The following is a 20,180-nucleotide window of genomic DNA, read 5'->3' on the forward strand; positions in this document are numbered from 1 at the left end:
GCTAACGCCTCAGGCATAGCCCGGCGTGGCCTCCGCCCGCCGCCGAATCGTTGCCGCGATCGCGTCCAGGCGCTCGCCGCCGACGAACGCCCTGACGGCCAGGAAGTAGCTTTCCTCGCCCAGCGGCAGGTAATCGAGCGCGAACCGCTCCGCGATGGCGCGGGTGCCCATTCCCACATCGGCCGCCCCTGACGCGATCAGGGCCGCGACGGCCTGATGCGTGAATTCCTCCGTCTCGTAGCCGCGAATGTCGCCCCCGCCGATGCCGGCCTCGGCGCAGAGCCGGTCGAACCAGATCCGCGTCCCCGCACCGAGCTGCCGGTTGACGAAGCGGATGCCGCCCGTGGTCAGGTCCGTGATGGTGGAGACGGCGAAAGGATTGCCCCGCTGCAGCATCAGGCCCTGCTCGCGCCGCAGGATCGGGCGTGTGAGGAGGGCCGGGTCGGCGAGGATGTCGGCGAAGACCGAGCCCGGATCGGGCGTGGCCGCGCCGAAATGGAACCCCGCCCCATCGGCCCGCCCCGCCTTCAACTGCGAGAGGGCGTCCATGCTCCCCGCGATGGTGACCGCGATGCCGCCTATCTCGCGCAGAGCGTCGAGCAGGACCGAATCGTGGCTGACCGCGAAGGTCAGGGGGCCGGCGGCGCGTCCGATCAGACCGGCGAGCGTCGCCTCCAGCCGCTTTTCTTCTCGATCAATGATCTCTCCGCTCGCCCGTGATGCGTCGCCGAGCGCCTGATGGAAGGCGGCGCCGAAGGGCGTCAGAACGCTGCCGTGCCCCTTGGTCTTGCGAATGACGGGCTGCCCGAGCGTGTCCTCAAGGATCTGGAAGCGGCCCCAGGCCGAGCGATAGGACAGGTCGAGCCGCGCCGCGGCACCCTGCAGCGACCCTTCCGTGGCGACGGCGTCCAGAAGCGCCAGGGTGGGGGCGAAGGCGAGTTGCCGGCCCGCCGCCGCAATGGTCCCGTCGAGGATCAATCCCACCTTCATAGGCAATCCGTTTCCTATTGAACTGGCAGGGAGAGGGATAGCATGAGGGGGCGAGAGTGCCTCACACAACTCCCGGTCCCGGTCGGCTCTTTCTCGAAGCACCACGGCGCAGCGGAAGTTTTGCGAGAGACATTCGCCGCGCACAGCACCGGGGCCATGTTCCAGACCCTCGAGGAGACGTTCAGACGGCTCACCGCCCTCGATCCGGAGGTGGTCGCCATTGCCGGCCTGTCGCTGCGGGTGAGCCTGTCGGCGGTAGGGCTCGGCACCCTCGTCGGCGTGCCCCTCGGCGCCCTCGTCGCCGTGTCGGCATGTCCGGGGCGAAGGCTGGTCACGGGATGCCTCAACGCGGCGATGGGCCTGCCGCCGGTGGTCATCGGCCTCGTTCTCTATCTTCTCCTGTCGCGGTCCGGTCCGCTGGGGTGGCTGGGCCTCCTGTTCACGCCGGGCGCGATGATCGCAGCGCAGACGGTGCTCGTCGTCCCGCTCATCGCCGCCCTCGCACGCCAGATCGTCGCCGATGCGGAGGAGCATCTCGGCGAGCAGCTTCGCTCCCTCGGCCTCGGACCCGCCCGGCGGGCCGCGATCCTGATCTACGATACGCGGTTCTCCCTGGTGACGGCGATTCTCGCCGCCTTCGGCCGCGCCATCTCTGAGATCGGGGCAGTCCTGGTCGTGGGCGGCAATATCGATGGGCACACCCGCACCATGACGACGGCGATCTCCCTGGAGACGCAGAAGGGCGACCTGCCCCTCGCCTTGGCCCTCGGCCTCGTCCTCATCGCCATCGTCCTCGTCGTCAGCGCGACCGCCTCGCTGCTCCGCTCCCATGCCATGCGGGCCTACGGATGAGCGCGGCGCTTCCCATCGTCATCGACAGTTTGCGCTACCGGGTGGGAGACATGCCCATCCTCAACGGCATCGACATGTCGGTGACGTCCTCCGGCATCACGGCGATTATCGGCGCGAACGGCGCCGGCAAGAGCGTGCTCCTGCGCCTCATCGACGGATTGCTGGCCCCGACGGGCGGGACGATCCGCATCGGGCCATCCGACCGTCCTCCTCCGAGCACCGCCTTCGTGTTCCAGCGGCCCGGCCTCGTCCGTGCGAGTGCCGCCGCCAACGTGGCCCTGGCTCTCGCGCCGCTCGGCCTCGGCGCGGGCGAGCGGGCTGAACGGGTGCGGGCCGCGCTCCGGCATGTGGGGCTCTCCGAGCGGGCCGGCGCTCCGGCCACCCGCCTGTCGGGGGGCGAGCAGCAGCGCCTCGCCCTCGCGCGGGCCTGGGCGCGGGCGCCCGATCTCCTCCTGCTCGACGAGCCCACCGCCAATCTCGATCCGGCCTCGTCCCACGTCATCGAGGATCTCGTGGCGTCGATGGCGGTGGCCGGCACGAAGGTCGTCCTCGTCTCGCACAATCTCGGTCAGGTCATGCGTCTGGCCGAGGATGTGGTCGTCCTCGCCGCCGGCCTCGCCGTCGAGCACGGGCCCGTGCGCACCACCCTGTCATCCCCCCGTTCGCCGCAGGCGCGGGCCTATCTCACCGGAGAAATGCCATGGACTTCCTTCGCCGCTCTCTCCTGAGCTTCGGCCTCATCGTCGCCGTCTCCGGATTGTCGTCCGCGCCGGGTGCCGCCGAGCCCGCCGAGACCATCACGGTGGCCTCGACCACCTCCACCGAGCAATCGGGCCTGTTCAAGGAGTTGCTGCCCAAGTTCACGCAGGCCAGCGGCATCGGCGTGAAGGTGGTGGCCCTCGGCACTGGGCAGGCCCTCGACGCGGCCCGACGCGGGGATGCCGAGGTGGCCCTCGTCCACGACACCGCCGCCGAAGAGAAATTCGTCGGCGAGGGGTGGAGCACGAAGCGCTATCCCGTGATGTACAACGACTTCGTCATCGTCGGCCCGAAGGACGATCCGGCCCGCGTCGCTGGCGCCAGCGTCGTCGAGGCCCTGCGCAAGATCGCCGCCGCCAAGGCGCTCTTCGTCTCGCGCGGCGACCGCTCGGGCACCCACAGCGCCGAGCTGCGCTACTGGAAGGAGGCCGGCCTCGATCTCGGCGCCGTGCGCGGCGATTGGTACAAGGATGTGGGCCAGGGGATGGGGCCGGCGCTCAACACCGCCTCGGCCGCCAATGCCTACGTCCTCAGCGACCGGGGCACGTGGCTGTCGTTCAAGAACCGGGGCGACCTCAAGATCCTGGTGGAAGGCGACAAGCGCCTCTTCAACCAATACGGCGTGATGGTCGTGAACCCGGAAAAACATCCGCAGGTGAAGGCGAAGGCGGCGCAGGCCTTCGTGGATTGGCTCGTCTCCGCCCCGGGCCAGGCGGCCATCGCGGCCTACCGGATCAACGGGGAGCAGCTCTTCTTTCCCAATGCGGAAGCCCAATGACGGCCGGTCCCCGACGAACGGGCGCGCTGCGCCGCCCTTGACACCTTCCGCGTGCCGCGCACCTTCCTTGGTCAATCGCGCCGTTGCAGATGCGGCGGCTGGCCTCGGGAGGGCCGTGTCATGATGGGTTTGGGTTTCAGAGGGTTGTCCATCGTCGCCGTGACGGCGGCGATGGCGATGGTTCCGGCAATCGCCTCGGCCGAGTCGGCGGGCAAGCCGGCCAATATCTGCAAGGAACTCACGGCGTTCCTGCATCCGCCGGCTCAGCCGGCCGCGTCCGGTTCGGCGACGGCCCAGACGAGCACGGCCGTCACCGCTCCGGGTTCGGGCTCGCAGAAACCCTCCGGCAGTGAGACGCAGAAGGATTCGGGCCTGAGCGGTCCCACGGCCTCCAACGGTCCCGGTGCCTCCGGTCCCCAGGGGGCGACCCAGAACGCCGCGGCCCCCTCGGGCGCGTCGGCCCAGGCCCCAGCCCCCGCGGCCGCCCCCGCCGCTCCGTCCGCGCCACCGCCGAAGACGCCGAGTGCCGCCTTCATCGAACAGGGCGATGCCGCGGCCGGCGCCAACGACATCGCCGGGTGCCAGCGGGTCGCCCGAATGATCCGCCGCGACGGCGTCGTCATGCCGTCACCGCTCATGTCGCTGGCCGCCCTCGATCTGAAGTATCTCGAAGCGGCGCGGTAGGTCCGATCTCATCTCGACGACGAGAAACGGCCCCTTGCGAGGGGCCGTTTTCATTTCGTCGCCGCGCTCGGAGCCTGTTCGATCGACCTTGGCAGATGCTCAAGCCAGCGTCGATCATCCGCCAATGTCGATCATCCCAGCCGATCACCTCATCCTGAGGTGCCCGCGTCAGCGGGCCTCGAAGGAGGCCTCCAGTTGTCGCGCGATCCCTGGAGCCCTCCTTCGAGGCCGCTACGCGGCACCTCAGGATGAGGTGAAGGCTTGGAACAACAGATCAAAAACTGCCTTTTAACGACGGCCCTGATCGCCGATCGGCTCGGGCGATGCGGTCGCCCGTTTCCAGATGAACGCCACGGCGACGACGAGCACGGCGCAGAGCGCGGCGGCGGCCTGGTGCGCGTGGGGCACGGAGGCCACGTGTTCGGCGATGTAGGGATCGGTGACGATCATCTCGCCGGCGATCCAGCCGAGAAGCGCGGCGCCCGCCCAGATGACGAGGGGAAACCGCTTCAGCAGCGTCGTGATGAGGGAGGCGCCCGCCACGATCAGCGGGATCGACAGCAGCAGGCCGAAGACGAACAGCGAGACTTCGCCCTTCGCCACGGCGGCGATGGCGACCACGTTGTCGAGACTCATGACGGCGTCGGCGATGGCGATGGTCCGCACCGCCTTCCACAGGGTCGCGCTGTCCTTCACCGCGTGACCTTCATCGTCTTCACCGAGGGCGAGCTTCACCGCGATCCAGAGGAGCAGGAGCCCGCCGCCGATCCGCAGGAACGGCACCGCCAGCAGATAGGTGATGACGACGGCAAACAGGATGCGCAGCCCCACGGCCGTCCCCGCGCCGAGGAGGATGCCGGTCCGGCGTTGCTCGGGGGGCAGGGATCGGCAGGCCATGGCGATGACGACCGCGTTGTCGCCGGAGAGGAGCAGGTCGATCCAGACGATCTGCAGCACCGAGACGAGGAAGTGCGAGTCGAGAAAGTCCATCGGCGCTTTCGGTCGGGTCGGAGTGGCAAATGGAGACAGGTGAACGGCCCCCCACTCGAAAGCGGATCGACCTCGGCCATGACCCGGCACATCGTGCCGGAGCCCGCGCAATGCAAGCGTCGGTCACGCTCTGCGCGATGGCGACGGGAGATTCCCTATCGGTACAGCACGACGTGCGGATAGACCTCGATCGTGTCGCCGGGCTCGATCGCGGTCACCTCGTCGTGGAGCGCCGCCAGCCCGTCGCTGCCCGTGAGCGAGGTGAGGAGGCCGGCGCCGTCACGGGGGAACTTCACCGCCTCCAATCCGCCATCGGCGACGCGCCTCAGGCTGACGCGTACGAACTCGCGCCGGCCGGCTTTCTTGCGGTAGGCGAAGGTGGAGCGGACCGGGATCGCGAGGGGCGCTTCGAGGTGTTCGCCGCCCAGGCGCGCCAGCAGGGGGCGCACCACGAAGAGCAGGGTCACGTAGGCGGCCACGGGATTGCCCGGCAACCCGACGAAGGGCGTACCCCGCACGACGCCCATGGCCACCGGACGGCCCGGCTTGATGCCGAGACGCCAGAACACCAGGCTGCCGACACTCTCCACCGCCGGTTTCACGTGGTCCTCCTCGCCGGTGGAGACCCCGCCGGAGGTGAGGAGGAGATCGTGGGCGGACGCGGCCTCGGCGAGGTGGGCTGCGAGAATAGCCCGGTCGTCGCGCAGGATTCCGAGGTCGCTCACCTGCGCGCCGAGGCGCTTCAGCAGGGCGACCAGCATCACCCGGTTGGAATCGTGGATCGCCCCCGGTGCCAGGACGGCGCCCGGTTCGGCCAGTTCGTCGCCGGTGGAGAACACCGCCACTTTGAGACGGCGGCGGACGGCCAGGGACGAGCGGCCGGTGGCGGCGGCCAAGGCCACGTCCTGCGGCGAGAGGCGCCGCCCGGCGGTGACGATGGTGCCGCCCTTGGGTACGTCCTCGCCGGCGAGCCGACGGTTCGCCCCGCGCTTCAGGCCCGGAGGCAGGACGATGCCGGTCCCCTCCAGCGTCACGTCCTCCTGCATGAAGACCGTGTCGGCGCCGTCCGGCATCCGCGCGCCGGTGAAGATGCGGACCGCGCTCGGGCCGCCCGCCATCGTCAGTCCGGCTTGGCCGGCGGCGACCCGGCCTTCGACGATCATCCGCGTCTCAGCCGAAGGGGCGAGGTCGGCATGGCGCACGGCGTAGCCGTCCACCGCCGAATTGTCGAAGGGCGGCAGGTCGATCCCGGCGGTCACGTCCTCCGCCGCGACGCGTCCGTCCGCCTCGTGCAGCGGCACGGTCTCGATCCCGGCCAGGACCGGAAGCCGCTCCGCGATCAGCGCGAGGGCGTCGTCGACGCTCATCAATCGTCCGCCGAAGGCGAAGCAATCGTCAGTCAGCTGCGCCATGGCCTTCGATCCTGTTCAGGATGGCATCGACCGGTTCCGCCAGGGACGCGACGAGATCGGCGATGGCCGCCACGTCGTCGAGATCGACCACGGGGATCCCCGCATCGGGGAACGCCCGGTCGCTGGCGATGGCGACGATGTTCTCGTCCTGCGGATGAAGCGGCGGACGGCCGTTGGCGTTCCGATGGATTTCGATCTTTGGATGGCCCTCGCGCTTGAAGCCTTCCACCAGCACGAGATCGCAGGGGCCGAGACGGCGCAGCAACTCGGCGAGGCTCGCCTCCTGGCCGTCGCGCACCTCGTGCATCTGCACCCAACGAAGAGCGGATGAGATCAGCACCTCCGACGCGCCCGCCTGGCGATGCCGGTACGAATCCTTGCCGGGCTGATCCACGTCGAAGGCGTGATGCGCGTGCTTGATGGTGGAGACCGTCAGCCCACGGGCGATCAGCGCGGGGATGAGCTTGGCGAGCAGGGTCGTCTTGCCCGCCCCGCTCCAGCCGGCAAGGCCCATCACCCGCATGGCGTGCTCCGTCATGGCAGGGTCCGCGTGCGGGGAAAGCCGAGCTCGGCCAGCGCCGAATCGGTTTCCGGCTCGCCGAGGAGAGAGAGGAAGGCGGCAAGAGCCGGTTCCCGCGCCCGGTCCCCGGCATAGGCGAAATCGTAGCGCTCGTCGGTGAGCGGCAGGAAGCCGAGGCCGTAGGCGCGGGCGACGCTCTCGATGGCGACACCCCAATCCGCCCGGCCCTGGGCCACGGCGGCGGCCACGGCATTGTGCGAGCGGGGCTGGTTCCAGAACCCCGGAGGCCGGGCGCCGTTCAGCACCCCGTCGATGAGGAGCCGCGTCCCCGAGCCGGTGTTGCGGTTCACCATGATCGCGTCCGGGTCGCGGACCAGGGCCGAGACCGCCTCCGCCGCGTCTCGCCCCGCGAACCGGGCATCGCCGGGGCGGAACACGACGCCCTGCATCCGCCCCCAGCCCTCCGCGAGGCGCAAGCCCGGTGTGAGGAAGGGCGTGTTGTACAGGCCGGTCTCGGGGTCGAGGAGATGCATTGCGGCGATGTCGCATTCGGCCCGCTTGAGGGAGGCGAGGCCCCCCGAGGACCCGACCCAGATGGTGCGCGCCCGGATGCCGCGCTCGGCCAGGCGTCCGACGATGGCGTCGAGGCCGATGCAATGGCTGCCCACGATGGTGAGGTCGGGCGCGCGGGTGCCGGCCCCGATCCGCGACAGGCTCACCCGCTCGCCGGCCTCCATCCCCGCCCGCGCGGCGGGAATCGCGAAGAAGCCGTCGGCCTGGGAGAAGGCCGTCACCGAGCCGGAGCCCTTGTAGAGCGGGACCGCGACGGGAGCGTCCCGCCCATGGGTGAGCGAGGCCATGACGAATTCCATCCGCCCGCGTTCGGAGGCGATGCGCTGGGGAAGGACCGCCTCGACGCTGTCTTCCTCCCGTGGGGGAAGCCCCGCCAGCGATCGGACGAGCGGCACCACGAAGTCGTGGAAGGTGAACATCGCGGAGGTCGGGAAGCCCGGCAGCACGACGATGGCCTTGTCCTGCGCCTTGGCGAGGCAGAGCGGCTTGCCGGGCTTCAGGGCGACCCCGTGGACGAGGATGCCGGGCTCGCCGAGGCGCGAGAGGATGCGGTGCGAGACGTCGCCCGCCCCCTTCGAGGTGCCGCCCGACAGCACGACGACGTCGCAATCCGAGAGTGCCGCACGGATCGCGGTCTCGAGGGCGGCCTCGTCATCCGCGACGATGCCGAAGGGCACGGGGTCGCCGCCATTCTCGGCGACCGAGGCGGCGATGATGGCCCCGTTCGAATCGTAGATGCCGGCGGCCGGCAGGGGCTGGCCCGGAGCCACCAGCTCGTCGCCGGTGGAGAGCACGGCGATCCTCGGCCGGCGCACCACCTCGACCGCGGCGAGGCCGCAGGCGGCGAGCATGCCGATTTCCCGCGCGGTGATCACGGTGCCTTTGCGCAGGACCGTCTCGCCGCGCGCCATGTCGGAGCCGGCATAGCCGACGAACTGCCCGGGTGCCGCCACCCGGTCGAGATCGATGGCGAGCGGTCCTTCGCCGGATGCGATGCCGGTGGCCTCCACCATCACCGCCGCGTCGGCCCCGCGCGGCATCACGCCGCCGGTGGCGATGGCCGTCGCCGTGCCGGGCAGGACGACGAGCCGGGGCGCGACGCCGCAGGCGAGGATCTCGTGGTTGAGGCCGAGCCGGCGCGGCTCGGCCTGGCTCGCGCCCATCGTGTCGGAGGCGCGGAGGGCGAAACCGTCGACGAGGGCGCGGTCGAAGGGAGGCACGTCGATGGGCGAGGCGACATCGCCCGCCAGGGCGCGTCCGAGGCAGGCGGCCAGCGGCACGCTCTCCGCCGGCAGCGCGGTATGCGGGATCGCCGCGCGAAACCGTGCGACGGCCTCGTCCCGGCCGACCACCTGGAGGAACTGCTCCTGGCGTGCCGCGCGCGACAGCCTCGCCAGGAATTCCTCTTTCGTCTCAACTCCGTCGGGGCGGTTCACAGGGGCACGATCTCGATCCACTCGCCTTCAGGGTAGCCTTCCCGCTCCGGCGGCACCAGAACCGCGCCCTCGGCGAGGATCAGGCGACGCAGCGGCAGATCCCCGCCGCCGATGGGCTCCACCCCCTCCCGCGTCCTCCGCACGAAGACGACTTCGCTCATGCCGACGGTGGAGGCGATCTTCCGGGTCAGGTGGCCTTTGACGCCCTCGGGCGGACTCGCTCCCGAGAGACGGGCCAGCAAGGGCCGCCCGAGGGTGAGGAATGTCGCGAGGGCGGCGTCCGGCCGGCCGGGCAGCAGCAGGACCGGGACCGCCCCGATCCGCCCGTAGCCGGCGCTCTCCCCCGGATGAAGGGCGATCCCGTGCGCGTCGAGGCGGCCCGTTCGGGCGAGGGCCTCCGCACTGTGATCGGCGCGGCCGAACCCGGTGCCGCCGACGACGAACACCGCGTCGGCCCCATCGACCCGCAGCGCGGCGATGATGGAGTCCACGTCACGCTCGGAATCGCTCGACGTGACCCGAACTCCCGCCGCCGCGACCCAATCGGCGACAGCCGAGGCGGACCCGCGACCGATTCCGACGATGTGGATATGGGGGCTTCGGACCACGACCGTCTCGATCCCGGCGCCAAGGAGGGCAAGGGCACGGAGCGGCGTCAACCGCTCGCCGGCCCGCGCCAGCACGTCCCCGCGCGCGACCTCCTGACCGACGCGGGAGATGCCCTCGCCCTGCGCCGCATCGGCGACGATGTCCCCGTCGGCGCCGACCGCATCCGGCATCAAGACGGTGTCGGTGCCCGGCGGCAGCACGTCGCCATCCTCCACCCATGGGGGCGGTCCTCGCAGAGTGACGGGTGCGTAGGGGGAGGCGCCGGTCACATCCCCGGCGGCCACGGCCCAACCGTCCCGGCGCGCGCGCGGCTCGGCGGGACGATCGGTGGGGGCCACCCCATCCTCGGCCAGGACGAGGCCGATCCCGTCCCGGACGGGCACCAGGGTGGGGGCGACGGGCACGATCGCGAGAAGCCGCGCCATTGCTTCTTCAAGGGGCATCGAGGCCGAAGTGGCGGACCGGATCGACATGAGCTGAGACGGATGCTGCATCGCGGGCGGGTGAGCAACCCCGCCCGTGGCGGATCAGCCGAGCGGTGGCCGGCGGGGAAGACGCGATGCGTTGCCCCGGCTAAAAGGCGGTCTGATCGGATGTCTGAGCTTATGCTCATGCCGAAGGCGACCGGCTGCCGAAGTCTGTCATTCAATCAGACGACCTCATCCTGAGGTGCCGGAGCGTAGCGGAGGCCTCGAGGGAGCCCTCCAGTACGCTCGGTGGTTTCTGGAGCCCTCCTTCGAGGCCGCTCCGCGGCACCTCAGGATGAGGTGAAGACTTGGACGGACAACTCGAACGGGCCTGATTTTCAGCATCCTCGGCCCTGCAGGAGAGCGATGGCGTGGCGCAGGCATCCGTGTTGTCCGTTCGACCCCGATCCTCGCGGGCCACGATCCGCCATGTCTGGTCGGTCTGCGCGGCGCTCCTCATCCTCTCCGTTCCCCTTCCGGCCTCGGCCCAGTTGCGCGGGCATGGCGGGCCCGTGCGGGCTCTGGCCATCGCGGCGGACGGACGCATGGCGATCTCCGGCGGGTTCGATCAATCGGCCATCCTGTGGGGAATCGACCAGGGGTCGGCCCTGGCGATCCTGCGGTTCCACGATGGCGCGGTGAATGCCGTCGCGGCCCTCGACGGGGGCCGCTTCGTCACGGCCAGCGAGGACGGGCGCATCGCCCTCTGGCAGGGCGGACGCCCGGAGCCGGTGGAGGTCTTCGCCGACCATTCCGGACCCATCGTGGCCCTCGCTGTCTCGGCGGACGGAACGCGCCTCGCCTCCGCATCCTGGGACGGTACCGCGCAGATACGACCCCTTGCCGGTGGGCCGGTGCGGGTGCTGCGGGGCCATGCCGGCAACGTCAACGCCGTCGCCTTCCTGGCGGATGGCCGGCTCGTGACGGGAGGCTACGACGCCACGCTTCGGGTCTGGCCGCTCGCCGAGACCGACGAGCCGCCGCGCATCGTTCAACTGCCGTCACCGATCAACGCCCTGGCCGTGACGCCGGACGGCGAGATCGCCGCCGCCGGGGCGGATAGCGTGGTGCGCTTCCTGTCCGAGGATGGGGCTATCCGTGCGTCGGTGGACCTCGCGACCAAGCCCGTCATCGGGCTCGCCGTGTCGCCGGACGGGCGACGGGTGGCCGCCGCCACGGTGGCGGGCACCGTGGCCCTGATTGACAAAAGCGCTGCCAAGGTGGCGTTCAGCCTCGTCGGCCCCGGACTTCCGGTCTGGTCTCTCGCCTTCCGGCCCGATGGAACCGAGTTGCTGACCGGAGGCGGCGATCGGCTGGTGCGCCGCTGGGATGCCAGGACCGGSGAGCCGATCGGGCCACTGTCGATGGCGCGGCCGGCGGATTCATTGGCCGCCTACAAGGGGGATCACGGGGCCGAGGTGTTCCGGGCCTGCGTCGCCTGCCACACCCTGACGCCGGAGGAGGGCCACCGCGCCGGCCCTACCCTGAGCGGGGTGTTCGGCCGCCGCATCGCCACCGCCGACGGCTACAATTTCTCGCAGGCCCTGAAGAGGCTCGACATCGTCTGGGATGCGCGGACCATCTCGAAGCTCTTCGAGGTCGGCCCGTCCCGCTACACCCCCGGCACCAAGATGCCCGAGCAGACGATCAACGACCCGGACGACCGCGAGGCCCTGGTGCGGTTTCTCGAAAAGGCGACGAAGACGCAGTAGTCGACCGATGCTTCACTGTGTGTCACGAAACTCCCGGTCCCCGCCCGGAACGCGACGGCGCAGTGGAAGCCACGCGAAACCATTTTGCGTTGTTTGTCCAATACTTTACCTCATCCTGAGGTGCCGCGTAGCGGCCTCGAAGGAGGCCTCCAGAATCCACCGGGCGAAAAGGAGGGCTCCTTCGAGGCCCGCTGACGCGGGCGCCTCAGGATGAGGTGATTGGATGGGACGATCGACTCTTACAGGATCATCCCCCGAGCGATCCGATCAGACAGCGTGTCAAGCGCCGCCGTTCCCGCCCGTCTCCCGCGCGCGAAAATAATCCTCGGAGGTTCGCGGCTTCGAGCGCTCGGGCATCGTGTGCGGGTCGAAGGCCTCGTTGACGACGACTTCGACGCGGCAGGTGTCGCACATCATCAGGGTGCGGATCCTGGCCTCGCCGGCACTGCCCTTGAACATCCAGTGGCGGCCCTGAAGCTTCTCGATGACCCGCTCGATGCTGCTGCGCGTGCCGAAGGGTTTGCCGCAGGAGACGCAATCGAACGGCTCCTCCTCCTTGACGATGCGGCGCGGCTCGCTCCAGGCGGCGAAATCGACCTGAGGCTTCAGGGTGATGACGTTCTCCGGGCAGGTGGCGGCGCAGAGCCCGCATTGCACGCAGAGGCTTTCCTCGAAGGCCAGCAGCGGCCGGTCCTGGCTGTCGCTGAGGGCGTGGGTCGGGCAGGTGCCGACGCAGGCGAGGCACAGGGTGCAATCCTCGCTGCGGAAATCGAGACCGCCGAAGGGCGCTCCGGCCTCCAACGGGACGACGGCCACGGGGGCCGGGGCGGCCACATGCATCTCGCGGAAGGCGAATTGCAGCACGTTGCGCTTGGGGCCGACCGGCATGAAGGCGGCGGGAACCGGCGCGGCCGTGCCGACGCTGCCGGACGACAGCGCGGCACCGAGCCGATCCGGATCGTCGGTCTCGATCAGGGAGACCACGGGCGTCCCGTCGGCGGCACCGTAGCCCAGTGCCCCGGCGAGCGTGTCGGCGAGGAGCGCCATCCTGCGCAGGGGCGCGATGTCGTGCTTGGGACGGTCACGGACGAGGAGGCGGATACCCACGGCGCCGTAGGCGAGCAGCGCCGCGGCGGCCTCCGGGCCGAGCTGCGTGACCTCGTTGACGGAGACCGGCAGCACGTTGGCCGGCAGGCCGTCCCCGTATCGCGCCAGCGCCTCGATGAGGGGCTCGCCATGCTCCTCATCGTGGAAGAGGACGATGCCGTTGCGTCCCCCGGCCTCGTGATAGGCGCGCATCAGGATGCGCAGCCGCCGCATCAGCGCGTCGGCGGCAGGCAGGGCGTAGGCGGCCGCACCCGTGGGGCACACCGAGGCACAGGAGCCGCAGCCGGCGCAGATGTAAGGATCGATGGCCACATGATCGCCGGCGGGCGCGATGGCGCCGGTCGGGCAGACTTCGAGGCAGCGGGTGCAGCCGGTGATGCGCGATCGCGAATGGGCGCAGAGATCGGCCTGGAAATCGACGAAGCGCGCCTTCTCGAACTCGCCGACGAGATGGGAGATCGTGAAGATCGCCCGCTCCACGGCGGCCGGGTCGCGGGGATCGGCGCGGACATAGCCGCTGCGCAGGTCGTGTGCGGGAAACAGCGGCGTGCCGCCCGTCAGGTCGAGGACCACGTCGCAGGTGGAGGTGGCGCCGTTGCGCGACGGACCGAAGGAGAGGGATTGGCGGGATGACGGGCTCGGCACCGCGTAATCGTCGATGCGCAGGGAGAACGCCCCGAGATGGCCGCTCGCCGACACGACGCTGCCCTGCAGCACGGGAAATTCGTGGCGGCGCGGCACCGGCACGTCGCGGGGGCGGCTGAGCAGCACCGTCACGTCGAGATGATCGGCGAGGCGGCGTCCGGCCTCGATGGCGACCTCGTCGCTGCCATAGATGAGGGCGACGCCCTGGCTGACCATCGCGACGGTGCCCGGCGCCGGGGGGACCTCCGCTCCGGCGGCGAGGAGGGCGGCGATCTTCGGTCCGGCCGCGTCGGCCTCTGTCGACCAGCCCGCAGTCTCGCGGATGTTGGCATAGGTCACGCGGGATTCTGCCCCGGACCCGGCGGCGATGTCGGTGAAGAGGGGAGCCTGGAGCGTGCACGAGACGGTGACGGGCGAGCCCTGCGCCAGGGCGTCCTCGAACCGGGCGATCTCCCGCCCGCACAGTTGATCGGCGGTCTCCAGGCGGCCGCCGCACGCCTTGCCGATCGCCGCTGCGTCGAGGGCGACGGTCTCATCGCAGGAGCACGCGAACACGATCCGGTCGGACAATGATTTACCCCGAACGTTTGGTCACAGCGGCGAGGGGACCAGCCCACTCGCGCTCAGGTTGGTGCATCGTATACTATAACGGCTCGAAACTAGGACCCGACATACGGGCGCAGGTAGAACCGAAACGCATGGCGCCGAGCTCCGACGACCCGGACCTGATCCTGCCGCCCGTCTTCTCCCTCGTCGTCATGGACGGGCCGGGGAGCGCGTTCGACGAAGCCCTCGATGCTGCCGCATCGGGCGATGCCACCGGGCGCCTCGTCTGGCGACGAAGCGCAGATCTGCTCGATTTCGCCGTGATCCTGGAGCCGGACGAGCCCCTCGCCACGGCGCGCCGCGCCTTCTTCGCCGGCATGGTGGCGCTTGCCGAGGCCATCGGTGCCCATGGGCCGCCCGAGATCCCGGTGACGTTCGACTGGCCCGACACTCTCCGCTTCGATGGCGCGCGCCTCGGTGGCGGGCGTCTGGGGTGGCCGCCCACCTGTGGCGAGGGGGAGGTGCCGGACTGGCTCGTCTTCTCCGCCACGATCATCGCCTCGAAGGCGCAGGCCGGTGATCCCGGCCTGACGCCGGATTCGACCTCCCTCGAAAACGAGGGCTTCGCCGTCGAGGACGGGAACGGGGCCATCGTCGAAAGTTTCGCCCGGCATCTCATGAAAACCTTCGCCGTCTGGGACGAGGACGGGTTCGAGGCCATCGAACGGCGCTACCTCCGGCGGCTCGCCGATGGCGGTCCATCGGCTCGGATCGAGCGGATCGACGCGAACGGCGAAGTCCTCGCCGATGGCGGTCGAAGGCACCCTCTCGTGGCGGTCCTAACGGGGGTCGCGTGGCGCAATCCACTCACCGGTGAGCCGCTCCTGTGAGCGCATCTTCGAAGATCCTCCTCGCCGCACTCGCGGCCTTCCTGGTCCCGCCGGGCGGGCTTCGGGCCGAGGATGCCCCGAGAGGCCCGGCCATCGAGGCCAAGGGCATGCCCGGCCCCTATGGCGAGCGGCTGACCATCGACGACAAGGGCATCACCCTGACATTTCCCAACGATGCCATGACGTTACGCATCGGCGGCCGTCTTCACCTCGATTTCGGTGTGGCGGGCATCCGCCAATCGGGCTTCGGCGACCCGTTCACCGACACCATCGCCGTGCGCCGTTCGTGGATCGAGACGACCTTGAGCCTCGGCAAGGATGTCGGCCTCGGTTTCCAGTACGATTTCGCTGATCCGGCGACGCCGATCAACGATGCGGTCGTGGTCTATCGCGGCGTACCGGACATGCTCTTCAGTATCGGCAACGAGAAAGAACCCTTCGGACTCGATCAACTCGCCTCCAACAACAATATCCTCTTCACCGAGCGGGCCTTGTCCGACGCTTTCGTGCCGGCCCGAAACTTCGGTTTCGCCGTCGGACGACACGGCAAGGACTGGAGCGTCGTCACCGGAGTTTTCGGCGGCAACGCCAATACTGGCATCGGCACCGAAGGTATCGCCTCGACGAGCCGCGTCACCTATGCGCCGATCAACGACGACCACCGGACCCTGCATGTCGGTCTCGCCGGCAGCTACCGCGACCTGCCCCGCGACGAGAGCCCGCTCTCCCTGTCCAGCCGGTCGGAGGCGTTCCTCTATGCGAGACGTTTCGTCGATACCGGCGACATCCGCGATGCCGCCAGCATCGCCCGCCTCGGTGCCGAGCTGGCCTACCGCTCCGGTCCGCTGCTGGTGAGCGCGGAATACACACGGACCGAGATCGGCCGCTTCGACGGCGCTAAGCCACTGAATTTCCAGGGAGGATACGTTCAGGCGAGCTGGGTGCTGAACGGCGACAACCGGGCCTATCGCATGGCTCCCGACTTCAACGGGACGAGCTACGCGGTCTTCGGCGGCGTCAAGGTCGCCGAGGCCCAGCGCATCACCCGCGGCGGCTTCGGCGTATTCGAGCTCGGACTGCGGTTCTCGGCCATCGATCTCGACGACGGCGGCATTCGCGGCGGCATCGAGCGGGACGGCACGGTGGGACTATCGTGGTATCCCGACACCAACATCCGCATCATGGCCGATTACGTCCGGTCGCACACGTCCCCCTCCGCGCTCCAGAATGGGCGGACCATCGATGCCGATACGTTCATCGGCCGGTTCCAACTGTACTGGTGAACCCGTTCCGCCCTTGTCCGCGAGCAATTGCGGACGCCCCGCACCAGATACCGGCCTTGAACGCCACGATCATCGCCGTCATCCGGAACGCGAGTTCGAGGAGCGGCGACAGGATGGGCCTCGGAATTGTCGATGAGCAGTCTCAAACTCCCACGGACCATTCGCCTCGACCCGTCGGATACCTTCGTGTTCGCGCAGGCCGCCGAGCCCGGCGAATGGGCGGTGGCCGGGTCATTCCTGTTCTGGGATGCCAATGTCCCGTTGCTCGAGGGCAAGGAGCGGACGGCGTTCCGCTCGGGATTCCTCGGCGTGACTTCCCTGGGATTCTCCACCCTCGTCGTGGTGAGCGAGGCGAGTCCGACCGAGCGGGACGCGGCCGTGGAGCATCTGGCGCGTCATCTCTGCGAGCGCCTCGGCGCGCCGAGCCTCGACGTGGCCCGCGTCGCGGCGGCGGAGGAGATCGAGTTCGCCGGCTCCCTGTGCCAGCCCGCCATCGGCAGCGTGATCGCCCTGCACAGGACCTTCGAGGACGGCGAGATCCGGGAGGCGTTCCGCACCCTGCACCAGCGCGGACCCGGTCTGGCCGGAGCCGACAAGCTTCACGCCCATGCGCGGGCCTTCACCTTCGTGGAGACCGACGACGAACCCGAGGAGCGGGCGGACCTGATCGGCATGGCGACCACACCAGGATCGAAAGGCGAAGGACGATGACCGAGTTCTGGGTCTCCAGCGGCCACCATCTCGCCGGCCGCACGGAGGGGGGAGGCCTCGCCGTGACCGACGACTTGATCCTCGCCTATCTCGCCCGGCCCGAACTGGTGCCGCCCGAGGAGGCCTGCATGGCAGAGCGGGCGCTCCACCGCAGCCTCGTGACGTCACCGCGCCGGGCGGTCTCCCCCGGTGAGATCGCCGCGATGGCGGATGCCGATGCGCGCGAGAACTGGACCATGATGCTCGCCTTCCGCGATCGGCTGACGGCCGCGCGCTCCGTGGAGGCGGCCTATCTCGACCTCGTTCGCGGCGGCCTGAACGGCACGCCGCCGATCTTCCTCAACCAGCTGGCGCATCTCATCCTGCGCAACGCCCTCGACGGCTGCGACGACCCCTACACCCTTCGAGCCGGCGAGCTCTTCTTCCGGCCGCAGCGCGTCTCCTTCGTCGACGGCGCTGCTTTGCTGGCCGATGCCGAGGTGATCGAGGCGCGGGAGACCGGGGCTGCGCAATCGCCCCTCGTCGCCATGCTCGGCAAGGAAGCCGCGAACGAACTCGACGTGCTCACGGACGAGACCGCCTGGACCTATTGGAGCCGCTCCGACGCGTTCACCATGGCGCTCAACCTCGGAAGCAACCCGAAGAGCCGCGACGGACTCGCCCGCGCCATCGAGGCTTGGATCCGCCACCTTTTGCACCTGGAGGCGAAGGCGGAGCCGATCGCGTCCATGGACGATCCGGACTGGCGCTGGTTCGTCGGGCTCGACGCACAGGCGACCCGGATCGGCAACGCCCTCTGGAACGGCGAGACTCTGGACGAGGCGAGCCGCATGCGCATCCTGGCCCTGTTCCGCCTCACCTTCGCCGATGACCGGCGGATCGACCCGCGCGCCGCCGGTCGGCCGGTCTATCTCCTGATGGCCATGGACCCCGACAAGCGCCTCTTTCTCAAACCTCAAAACCTCGTGGCGGGATTGCCGATCATCGACGGTGCGGAGGCCGCATGACCGAACAGAACACGACCCAAGCCGCGACACCGCCCGACGACCGATTCGAGGTCGGCATCATCGTTGCCAAGCGGGCCTTGAAGAGCCGCTGGGCGAGTCATGCCTGGCTGCCGGTCTCGGCCCTTCCCGACATCCCGGCCGCTTCGCCCTGGACCCTGCTCTCGGCGACGCCCGAGGAAGAAACCTTCTACGCCGGCGCCTATGAGGTCTCGCTCCATCCCGCCGAGACGTCGCATTACCGCGACAACCTGGTCTCGGGCCGGCCCTCGCTCTGGGTCGCCCTGCGACAGGTCGCGGAGGGAAACTACGAGGTCGCGAACGTGACGGCCGATCCCTACGAGGGCGAATCCATGGCTGAGGGCATCGGCGAAGTGGTCGAGGCTGTGCCCATGCCGCTGGAGGTCCAGGCCAAGGTCCTGGCATTCTTCGAGGCCTTCCACGTCGAACAGGTCTTCCACAAGCGCAAGCGCGACAGGGCCGATCCGGAGGCCCTGGCCCGACAGGGCACCGGTACGCGCAGGCGGGGGGACGAGGGATGAGCGGCGGCGATTTCCTTTCCCGCTGGTCGAAGCGCAAGCGCGCCGTCGTCCGGAAAACTGCGCCCGCGCGCGATTTGGCCGCGAGCGAGGAGGACGGAAGCGAGCGGGTATCCCGCCCGGAGGAGCTTGCCGAAGGCGAAACCCTGCCGCCGGAGGAACTCGCCAAGCTGCCCTCCCTGGATAGTCTGACGGCTGAGACCGACCTGACCCAGTTCCTCCGGGCGGGCGTGCCGATGGTGATGCGCAAAGCGGCCCTGCGCCGGATGTGGTCCGTCGACACCAACATCCGCGACTATGTCAGCGAGGCACGGGAATACGCCTATGACTGGAATGCGGTGGGCGGTGTGCCGGGAAACGGCCCACTTTTGCCCACAGATGACATCAAGGCCATGCTGCGGGACATTTTCGATGGGACTCCCGTCGAAGAAACGGAGCCCGAGCCGGCGACCGCCGAGGCCGAACCGATCGAAGCGGAGTGGCCTGGAGAGGAATCTGTCGCCGCGACAAGCGACCACGAAATTGAATCCGCCGGTGCAGAAAAACAGCCCGTCGCGTTGCCCCAAAACCAGCCGAGCTTAGCCGTTCCGCCGGCGATTCCTTCTCCCGTGGACGCGGCTATGCCGAAACCGCGACGACATGGCCGTGCCGTCCCGCTTTGAGCGATTAAAAACTACGTTGCGCACGTCCCAATCCGGGCTATTGTGGAGAAAGTGAATTCACTTCGCCCGCGATCGGGTCGCGGCTTGAGGATGCTATGCGTTCGGTGGAGTTGTTGCGCGAGGACGAGGCGAAGCTCGCTTCCGGCGCGCCCGGCATGACGCAGCCGGTCGCCGATGACGTCGATCTCCTGCGCGCCCATCTCTACGATGTTCTCGCGGCCCTCATCGGCCGAGCGCCCTCCGACGATATTTTGTCGCTTCTCGCGGCCTCGGCAGGTGACGGTAGCCCCCTCGGCAAGGCGTGTTCTTCGCTGGCGGGCGAAGCGGCCGGCGCGGACCTCGCGAAGGTCGGGCGGGAGTATTTCGATCTGTTCGTGGGCGTTGGGCGCGGCGAGGTCGTGCCGCACGCCTCCTACTACCTCACCGGCTTTCTCAACGAGCGCCCGCTTGCCCGAATCCGGCAGGATCTAGCCCGGCTCGGCATCGAGGCCACCGGCGGCATGAGCGAGCCGGAAGACCATGTGGCGATGCTTCTGGAGACTATGGCGGGTCTCGTCTCCGGCCGGTTCGAGACCGACCTCGGCGAGGACCGCATCTTTTTCGAGCGGCATCTAAAGCCCTGGGTCGGGCGTTTGTTCGACGATGTGGCCGCAAATCCCCGTTCGTCTTTCTACCGCGCCGCGGGCGACCTCGGCCGGACATTCATCGATATCGAGGCCCAGGCCTACGCGCTCGACGCGTGAGGCGGGGACCATGAGACATCGGTCGCATTCAGGAGTGACGAGCATGCGGGACGATCGAAAGGACGAGATGGGACGGCGCCATTTCTTCCGCGCCCTCGGCGGCGGATCGGTGGCGGCCGCCGCCGCGATTACGGCCCAGCCAATGATCGCGACGCCCGCGCAGGCCTACGATCCCGGCGAGGATGAGACGAAGGCCCGCTATCGCGAGTCTGACCACGTGAAAGCGTTCTACCGGACCAACGGCTACGAGACCCTGAAGAAGAATTGA

The 20,180-nt window shown here is 69.3% G+C and carries 20 protein-coding genes; 13 read left to right on the forward strand and 7 right to left on the reverse strand.

Annotated elements, in window-relative coordinates; genetic code table 11:
- Window positions 1-9: 9 nt before the first annotated feature.
- Window positions 10-990 (reverse strand): substrate-binding domain-containing protein, encoded by a 981-nt coding sequence (locus tag ASF34_RS15045; protein WP_056161936.1) that lies wholly within the window; start codon window positions 988-990, stop codon window positions 10-12.
- 156 nt (window positions 991-1,146) lie between these two features.
- Here ASF34_RS15045 and ASF34_RS15050 point away from each other — a divergent pair, with 156 nt between their 5' ends.
- The 4 genes from ASF34_RS15050 (at window position 1,147) to ASF34_RS15065 (ending at window position 4,063) form a co-directional block, all read left to right on the forward strand.
- Window positions 1,147-1,842, forward strand: coding sequence for an ABC transporter permease (locus tag ASF34_RS15050; RefSeq protein WP_056161938.1), 696 nt, complete (start codon window positions 1,147-1,149; stop codon window positions 1,840-1,842).
- Window positions 1,839-2,570 carry an ATP-binding cassette domain-containing protein gene (locus ASF34_RS15055; protein WP_018044819.1) on the forward strand — a complete coding sequence of 244 codons (732 nt, stop codon included), beginning with the start codon at window positions 1,839-1,841 and terminating at the stop codon, window positions 2,568-2,570. Before ASF34_RS15050 ends, ASF34_RS15055 begins: the two co-directional genes overlap by 4 nt.
- Window positions 2,543-3,379, forward strand: a complete 837-nt coding sequence (locus ASF34_RS15060) for a substrate-binding domain-containing protein (RefSeq protein WP_018044818.1) — start codon at window positions 2,543-2,545, stop codon at window positions 3,377-3,379. The genes ASF34_RS15055 and ASF34_RS15060 overlap by 28 nt, the downstream gene beginning before the upstream one ends.
- A 120-nt stretch (window positions 3,380-3,499) precedes the next feature.
- The gene (locus ASF34_RS15065) at window positions 3,500-4,063 is read left to right on the forward strand and encodes a hypothetical protein (RefSeq protein ID WP_244479004.1); all 564 of its coding nucleotides are present in this window, start codon (window positions 3,500-3,502) and stop codon (window positions 4,061-4,063) included.
- Window positions 4,064-4,351: 288 nt separating this feature from the next.
- On the opposite strand, the gene ASF34_RS15070 is transcribed toward ASF34_RS15065, so the two are convergent.
- From ASF34_RS15070 to ASF34_RS15090, 5 genes are all read right to left on the reverse strand, one after another.
- Window positions 4,352-5,053 (reverse strand): TerC family protein, encoded by a 702-nt coding sequence (locus ASF34_RS15070; RefSeq protein ID WP_056161940.1) that lies wholly within the window; start codon window positions 5,051-5,053, stop codon window positions 4,352-4,354.
- A 155-nt stretch (window positions 5,054-5,208) separates the two neighbouring features.
- A complete protein-coding gene (locus tag ASF34_RS15075) occupies window positions 5,209-6,465 on the reverse strand; it encodes a molybdopterin molybdotransferase MoeA (protein WP_056161942.1) in 1,257 nt (418 codons plus the stop codon).
- Window positions 6,449-6,988 (reverse strand): molybdopterin-guanine dinucleotide biosynthesis protein B, encoded by a 540-nt coding sequence (mobB, locus tag ASF34_RS15080; protein ID WP_056162133.1) that lies wholly within the window; start codon window positions 6,986-6,988, stop codon window positions 6,449-6,451. Before mobB ends, ASF34_RS15075 begins: the two co-directional genes overlap by 17 nt.
- Before the next feature lie 11 nt (window positions 6,989-6,999).
- Window positions 7,000-8,994 carry a molybdopterin biosynthesis protein gene (locus tag ASF34_RS15085; protein WP_056161944.1) on the reverse strand — a complete coding sequence of 665 codons (1,995 nt, stop codon included), beginning with the start codon at window positions 8,992-8,994 and terminating at the stop codon, window positions 7,000-7,002.
- Window positions 8,991-10,097, reverse strand: a complete 1,107-nt coding sequence (locus ASF34_RS15090) for a molybdopterin-binding protein (RefSeq protein WP_338011535.1) — start codon at window positions 10,095-10,097, stop codon at window positions 8,991-8,993. Before ASF34_RS15090 ends, ASF34_RS15085 begins: the two co-directional genes overlap by 4 nt.
- Window positions 10,098-10,492: 395 nt before the next feature.
- Here ASF34_RS15090 and ASF34_RS15095 point away from each other — a divergent pair, with 395 nt between their 5' ends.
- Window positions 10,493-11,782, forward strand: coding sequence for a c-type cytochrome (locus tag ASF34_RS15095; RefSeq protein ID WP_156465735.1), 1,290 nt, complete (start codon window positions 10,493-10,495; stop codon window positions 11,780-11,782).
- Window positions 11,783-12,061: 279 nt separating this feature from the next.
- Here the strand turns inward: ASF34_RS15095 and ASF34_RS15100 are convergent, their stop codons facing one another.
- Window positions 12,062-14,104: a 4Fe-4S dicluster domain-containing protein gene (locus tag ASF34_RS15100; RefSeq protein ID WP_056161947.1), complete on the reverse strand. Its 2,043-nt coding sequence runs from the start codon at window positions 14,102-14,104 to the stop codon at window positions 12,062-12,064.
- 128 nt (window positions 14,105-14,232) lie between these two features.
- On the opposite strand from ASF34_RS15100, the gene ASF34_RS15105 reads away from it, so the two are divergent.
- From ASF34_RS15105 to ASF34_RS15140, 8 genes are all read left to right on the forward strand, one after another.
- Window positions 14,233-14,970 (forward strand): biotin/lipoate--protein ligase family protein, encoded by a 738-nt coding sequence (locus ASF34_RS15105; protein ID WP_056161949.1) that lies wholly within the window; start codon window positions 14,233-14,235, stop codon window positions 14,968-14,970.
- Window positions 14,967-16,253, forward strand: a complete 1,287-nt coding sequence (locus ASF34_RS15110) for an OprO/OprP family phosphate-selective porin (RefSeq protein WP_056161950.1) — start codon at window positions 14,967-14,969, stop codon at window positions 16,251-16,253. The genes ASF34_RS15105 and ASF34_RS15110 overlap by 4 nt, the downstream gene beginning before the upstream one ends.
- Before the next feature lie 132 nt (window positions 16,254-16,385).
- Window positions 16,386-16,964: a DUF6505 family protein gene (locus tag ASF34_RS15115; RefSeq protein ID WP_056161952.1), complete on the forward strand. Its 579-nt coding sequence runs from the start codon at window positions 16,386-16,388 to the stop codon at window positions 16,962-16,964.
- On the forward strand, window positions 16,961-17,971 hold the full coding sequence (locus ASF34_RS15120; protein WP_056161953.1) for a DUF6352 family protein: 1,011 nt from the start codon (window positions 16,961-16,963) through the stop codon (window positions 17,969-17,971). Before ASF34_RS15115 ends, ASF34_RS15120 begins: the two co-directional genes overlap by 4 nt.
- Window positions 17,968-18,510 carry a DUF3305 domain-containing protein gene (locus ASF34_RS15125; RefSeq protein ID WP_056148202.1) on the forward strand — a complete coding sequence of 181 codons (543 nt, stop codon included), beginning with the start codon at window positions 17,968-17,970 and terminating at the stop codon, window positions 18,508-18,510. The genes ASF34_RS15120 and ASF34_RS15125 overlap by 4 nt, the downstream gene beginning before the upstream one ends.
- Window positions 18,507-19,169 (forward strand): DUF3306 domain-containing protein, encoded by a 663-nt coding sequence (locus ASF34_RS15130; protein ID WP_056161955.1) that lies wholly within the window; start codon window positions 18,507-18,509, stop codon window positions 19,167-19,169. Before ASF34_RS15125 ends, ASF34_RS15130 begins: the two co-directional genes overlap by 4 nt.
- A 95-nt stretch (window positions 19,170-19,264) precedes the next feature.
- Window positions 19,265-19,912, forward strand: a complete 648-nt coding sequence (locus ASF34_RS15135) for a molecular chaperone TorD family protein (protein WP_018044803.1) — start codon at window positions 19,265-19,267, stop codon at window positions 19,910-19,912.
- 43 nt (window positions 19,913-19,955) lie between these two features.
- On the forward strand, window positions 19,956-20,180 hold the full coding sequence (locus ASF34_RS15140) for a hypothetical protein (RefSeq protein ID WP_018044802.1): 225 nt from the start codon (window positions 19,956-19,958) through the stop codon (window positions 20,178-20,180).

It is taken from the genome of Methylobacterium sp. Leaf106 (genome assembly GCF_001422895.1).
In the GTDB taxonomy this organism is placed as follows: Bacteria; Pseudomonadota; Alphaproteobacteria; order Rhizobiales; family Beijerinckiaceae; genus Methylobacterium; species Methylobacterium bullatum.

Excerpts from the sequence above, each read along its gene's own strand:
- ASF34_RS15115 (WP_056161952.1), top strand. The coding sequence starts at position 16,386 with ATGAGCAGTCTCAAACTCCCACGGACCATTCGCCTCGACCCGTCGGAT.
- ASF34_RS15065 (WP_244479004.1), top strand. The coding sequence starts at position 3,500 with ATGATGGGTTTGGGTTTCAGAGGGTTGTCCATCGTCGCCGTGACGGCG.
- ASF34_RS15045 (WP_056161936.1), bottom strand. The coding sequence starts at position 990 with ATGAAGGTGGGATTGATCCTCGACGGGACCATTGCGGCGGCGGGCCGG.
- ASF34_RS15120 (WP_056161953.1), top strand. The coding sequence starts at position 16,961 with ATGACCGAGTTCTGGGTCTCCAGCGGCCACCATCTCGCCGGCCGCACG.
- ASF34_RS15060 (WP_018044818.1), top strand. The coding sequence starts at position 2,543 with ATGGACTTCCTTCGCCGCTCTCTCCTGAGCTTCGGCCTCATCGTCGCC.
- ASF34_RS15050 (WP_056161938.1), top strand. The coding sequence starts at position 1,147 with ATGTTCCAGACCCTCGAGGAGACGTTCAGACGGCTCACCGCCCTCGAT.
- ASF34_RS15090 (WP_338011535.1), bottom strand. The coding sequence starts at position 10,097 with ATGCAGCATCCGTCTCAGCTCATGTCGATCCGGTCCGCCACTTCGGCC.
- ASF34_RS15075 (WP_056161942.1), bottom strand. The coding sequence starts at position 6,465 with ATGGCGCAGCTGACTGACGATTGCTTCGCCTTCGGCGGACGATTGATG.
- ASF34_RS15070 (WP_056161940.1), bottom strand. The coding sequence starts at position 5,053 with ATGGACTTTCTCGACTCGCACTTCCTCGTCTCGGTGCTGCAGATCGTC.
- ASF34_RS15135 (WP_018044803.1), top strand. The coding sequence starts at position 19,265 with ATGCGTTCGGTGGAGTTGTTGCGCGAGGACGAGGCGAAGCTCGCTTCC.
- ASF34_RS15130 (WP_056161955.1), top strand. The coding sequence starts at position 18,507 with ATGAGCGGCGGCGATTTCCTTTCCCGCTGGTCGAAGCGCAAGCGCGCC.
- ASF34_RS15125 (WP_056148202.1), top strand. The coding sequence starts at position 17,968 with ATGACCGAACAGAACACGACCCAAGCCGCGACACCGCCCGACGACCGA.
- ASF34_RS15105 (WP_056161949.1), top strand. The coding sequence starts at position 14,233 with ATGGCGCCGAGCTCCGACGACCCGGACCTGATCCTGCCGCCCGTCTTC.
- ASF34_RS15055 (WP_018044819.1), top strand. The coding sequence starts at position 1,839 with ATGAGCGCGGCGCTTCCCATCGTCATCGACAGTTTGCGCTACCGGGTG.
- ASF34_RS15140 (WP_018044802.1), top strand. The coding sequence starts at position 19,956 with ATGCGGGACGATCGAAAGGACGAGATGGGACGGCGCCATTTCTTCCGC.
- mobB (WP_056162133.1), bottom strand. The coding sequence starts at position 6,988 with ATGCGGGTGATGGGCCTTGCCGGCTGGAGCGGGGCGGGCAAGACGACC.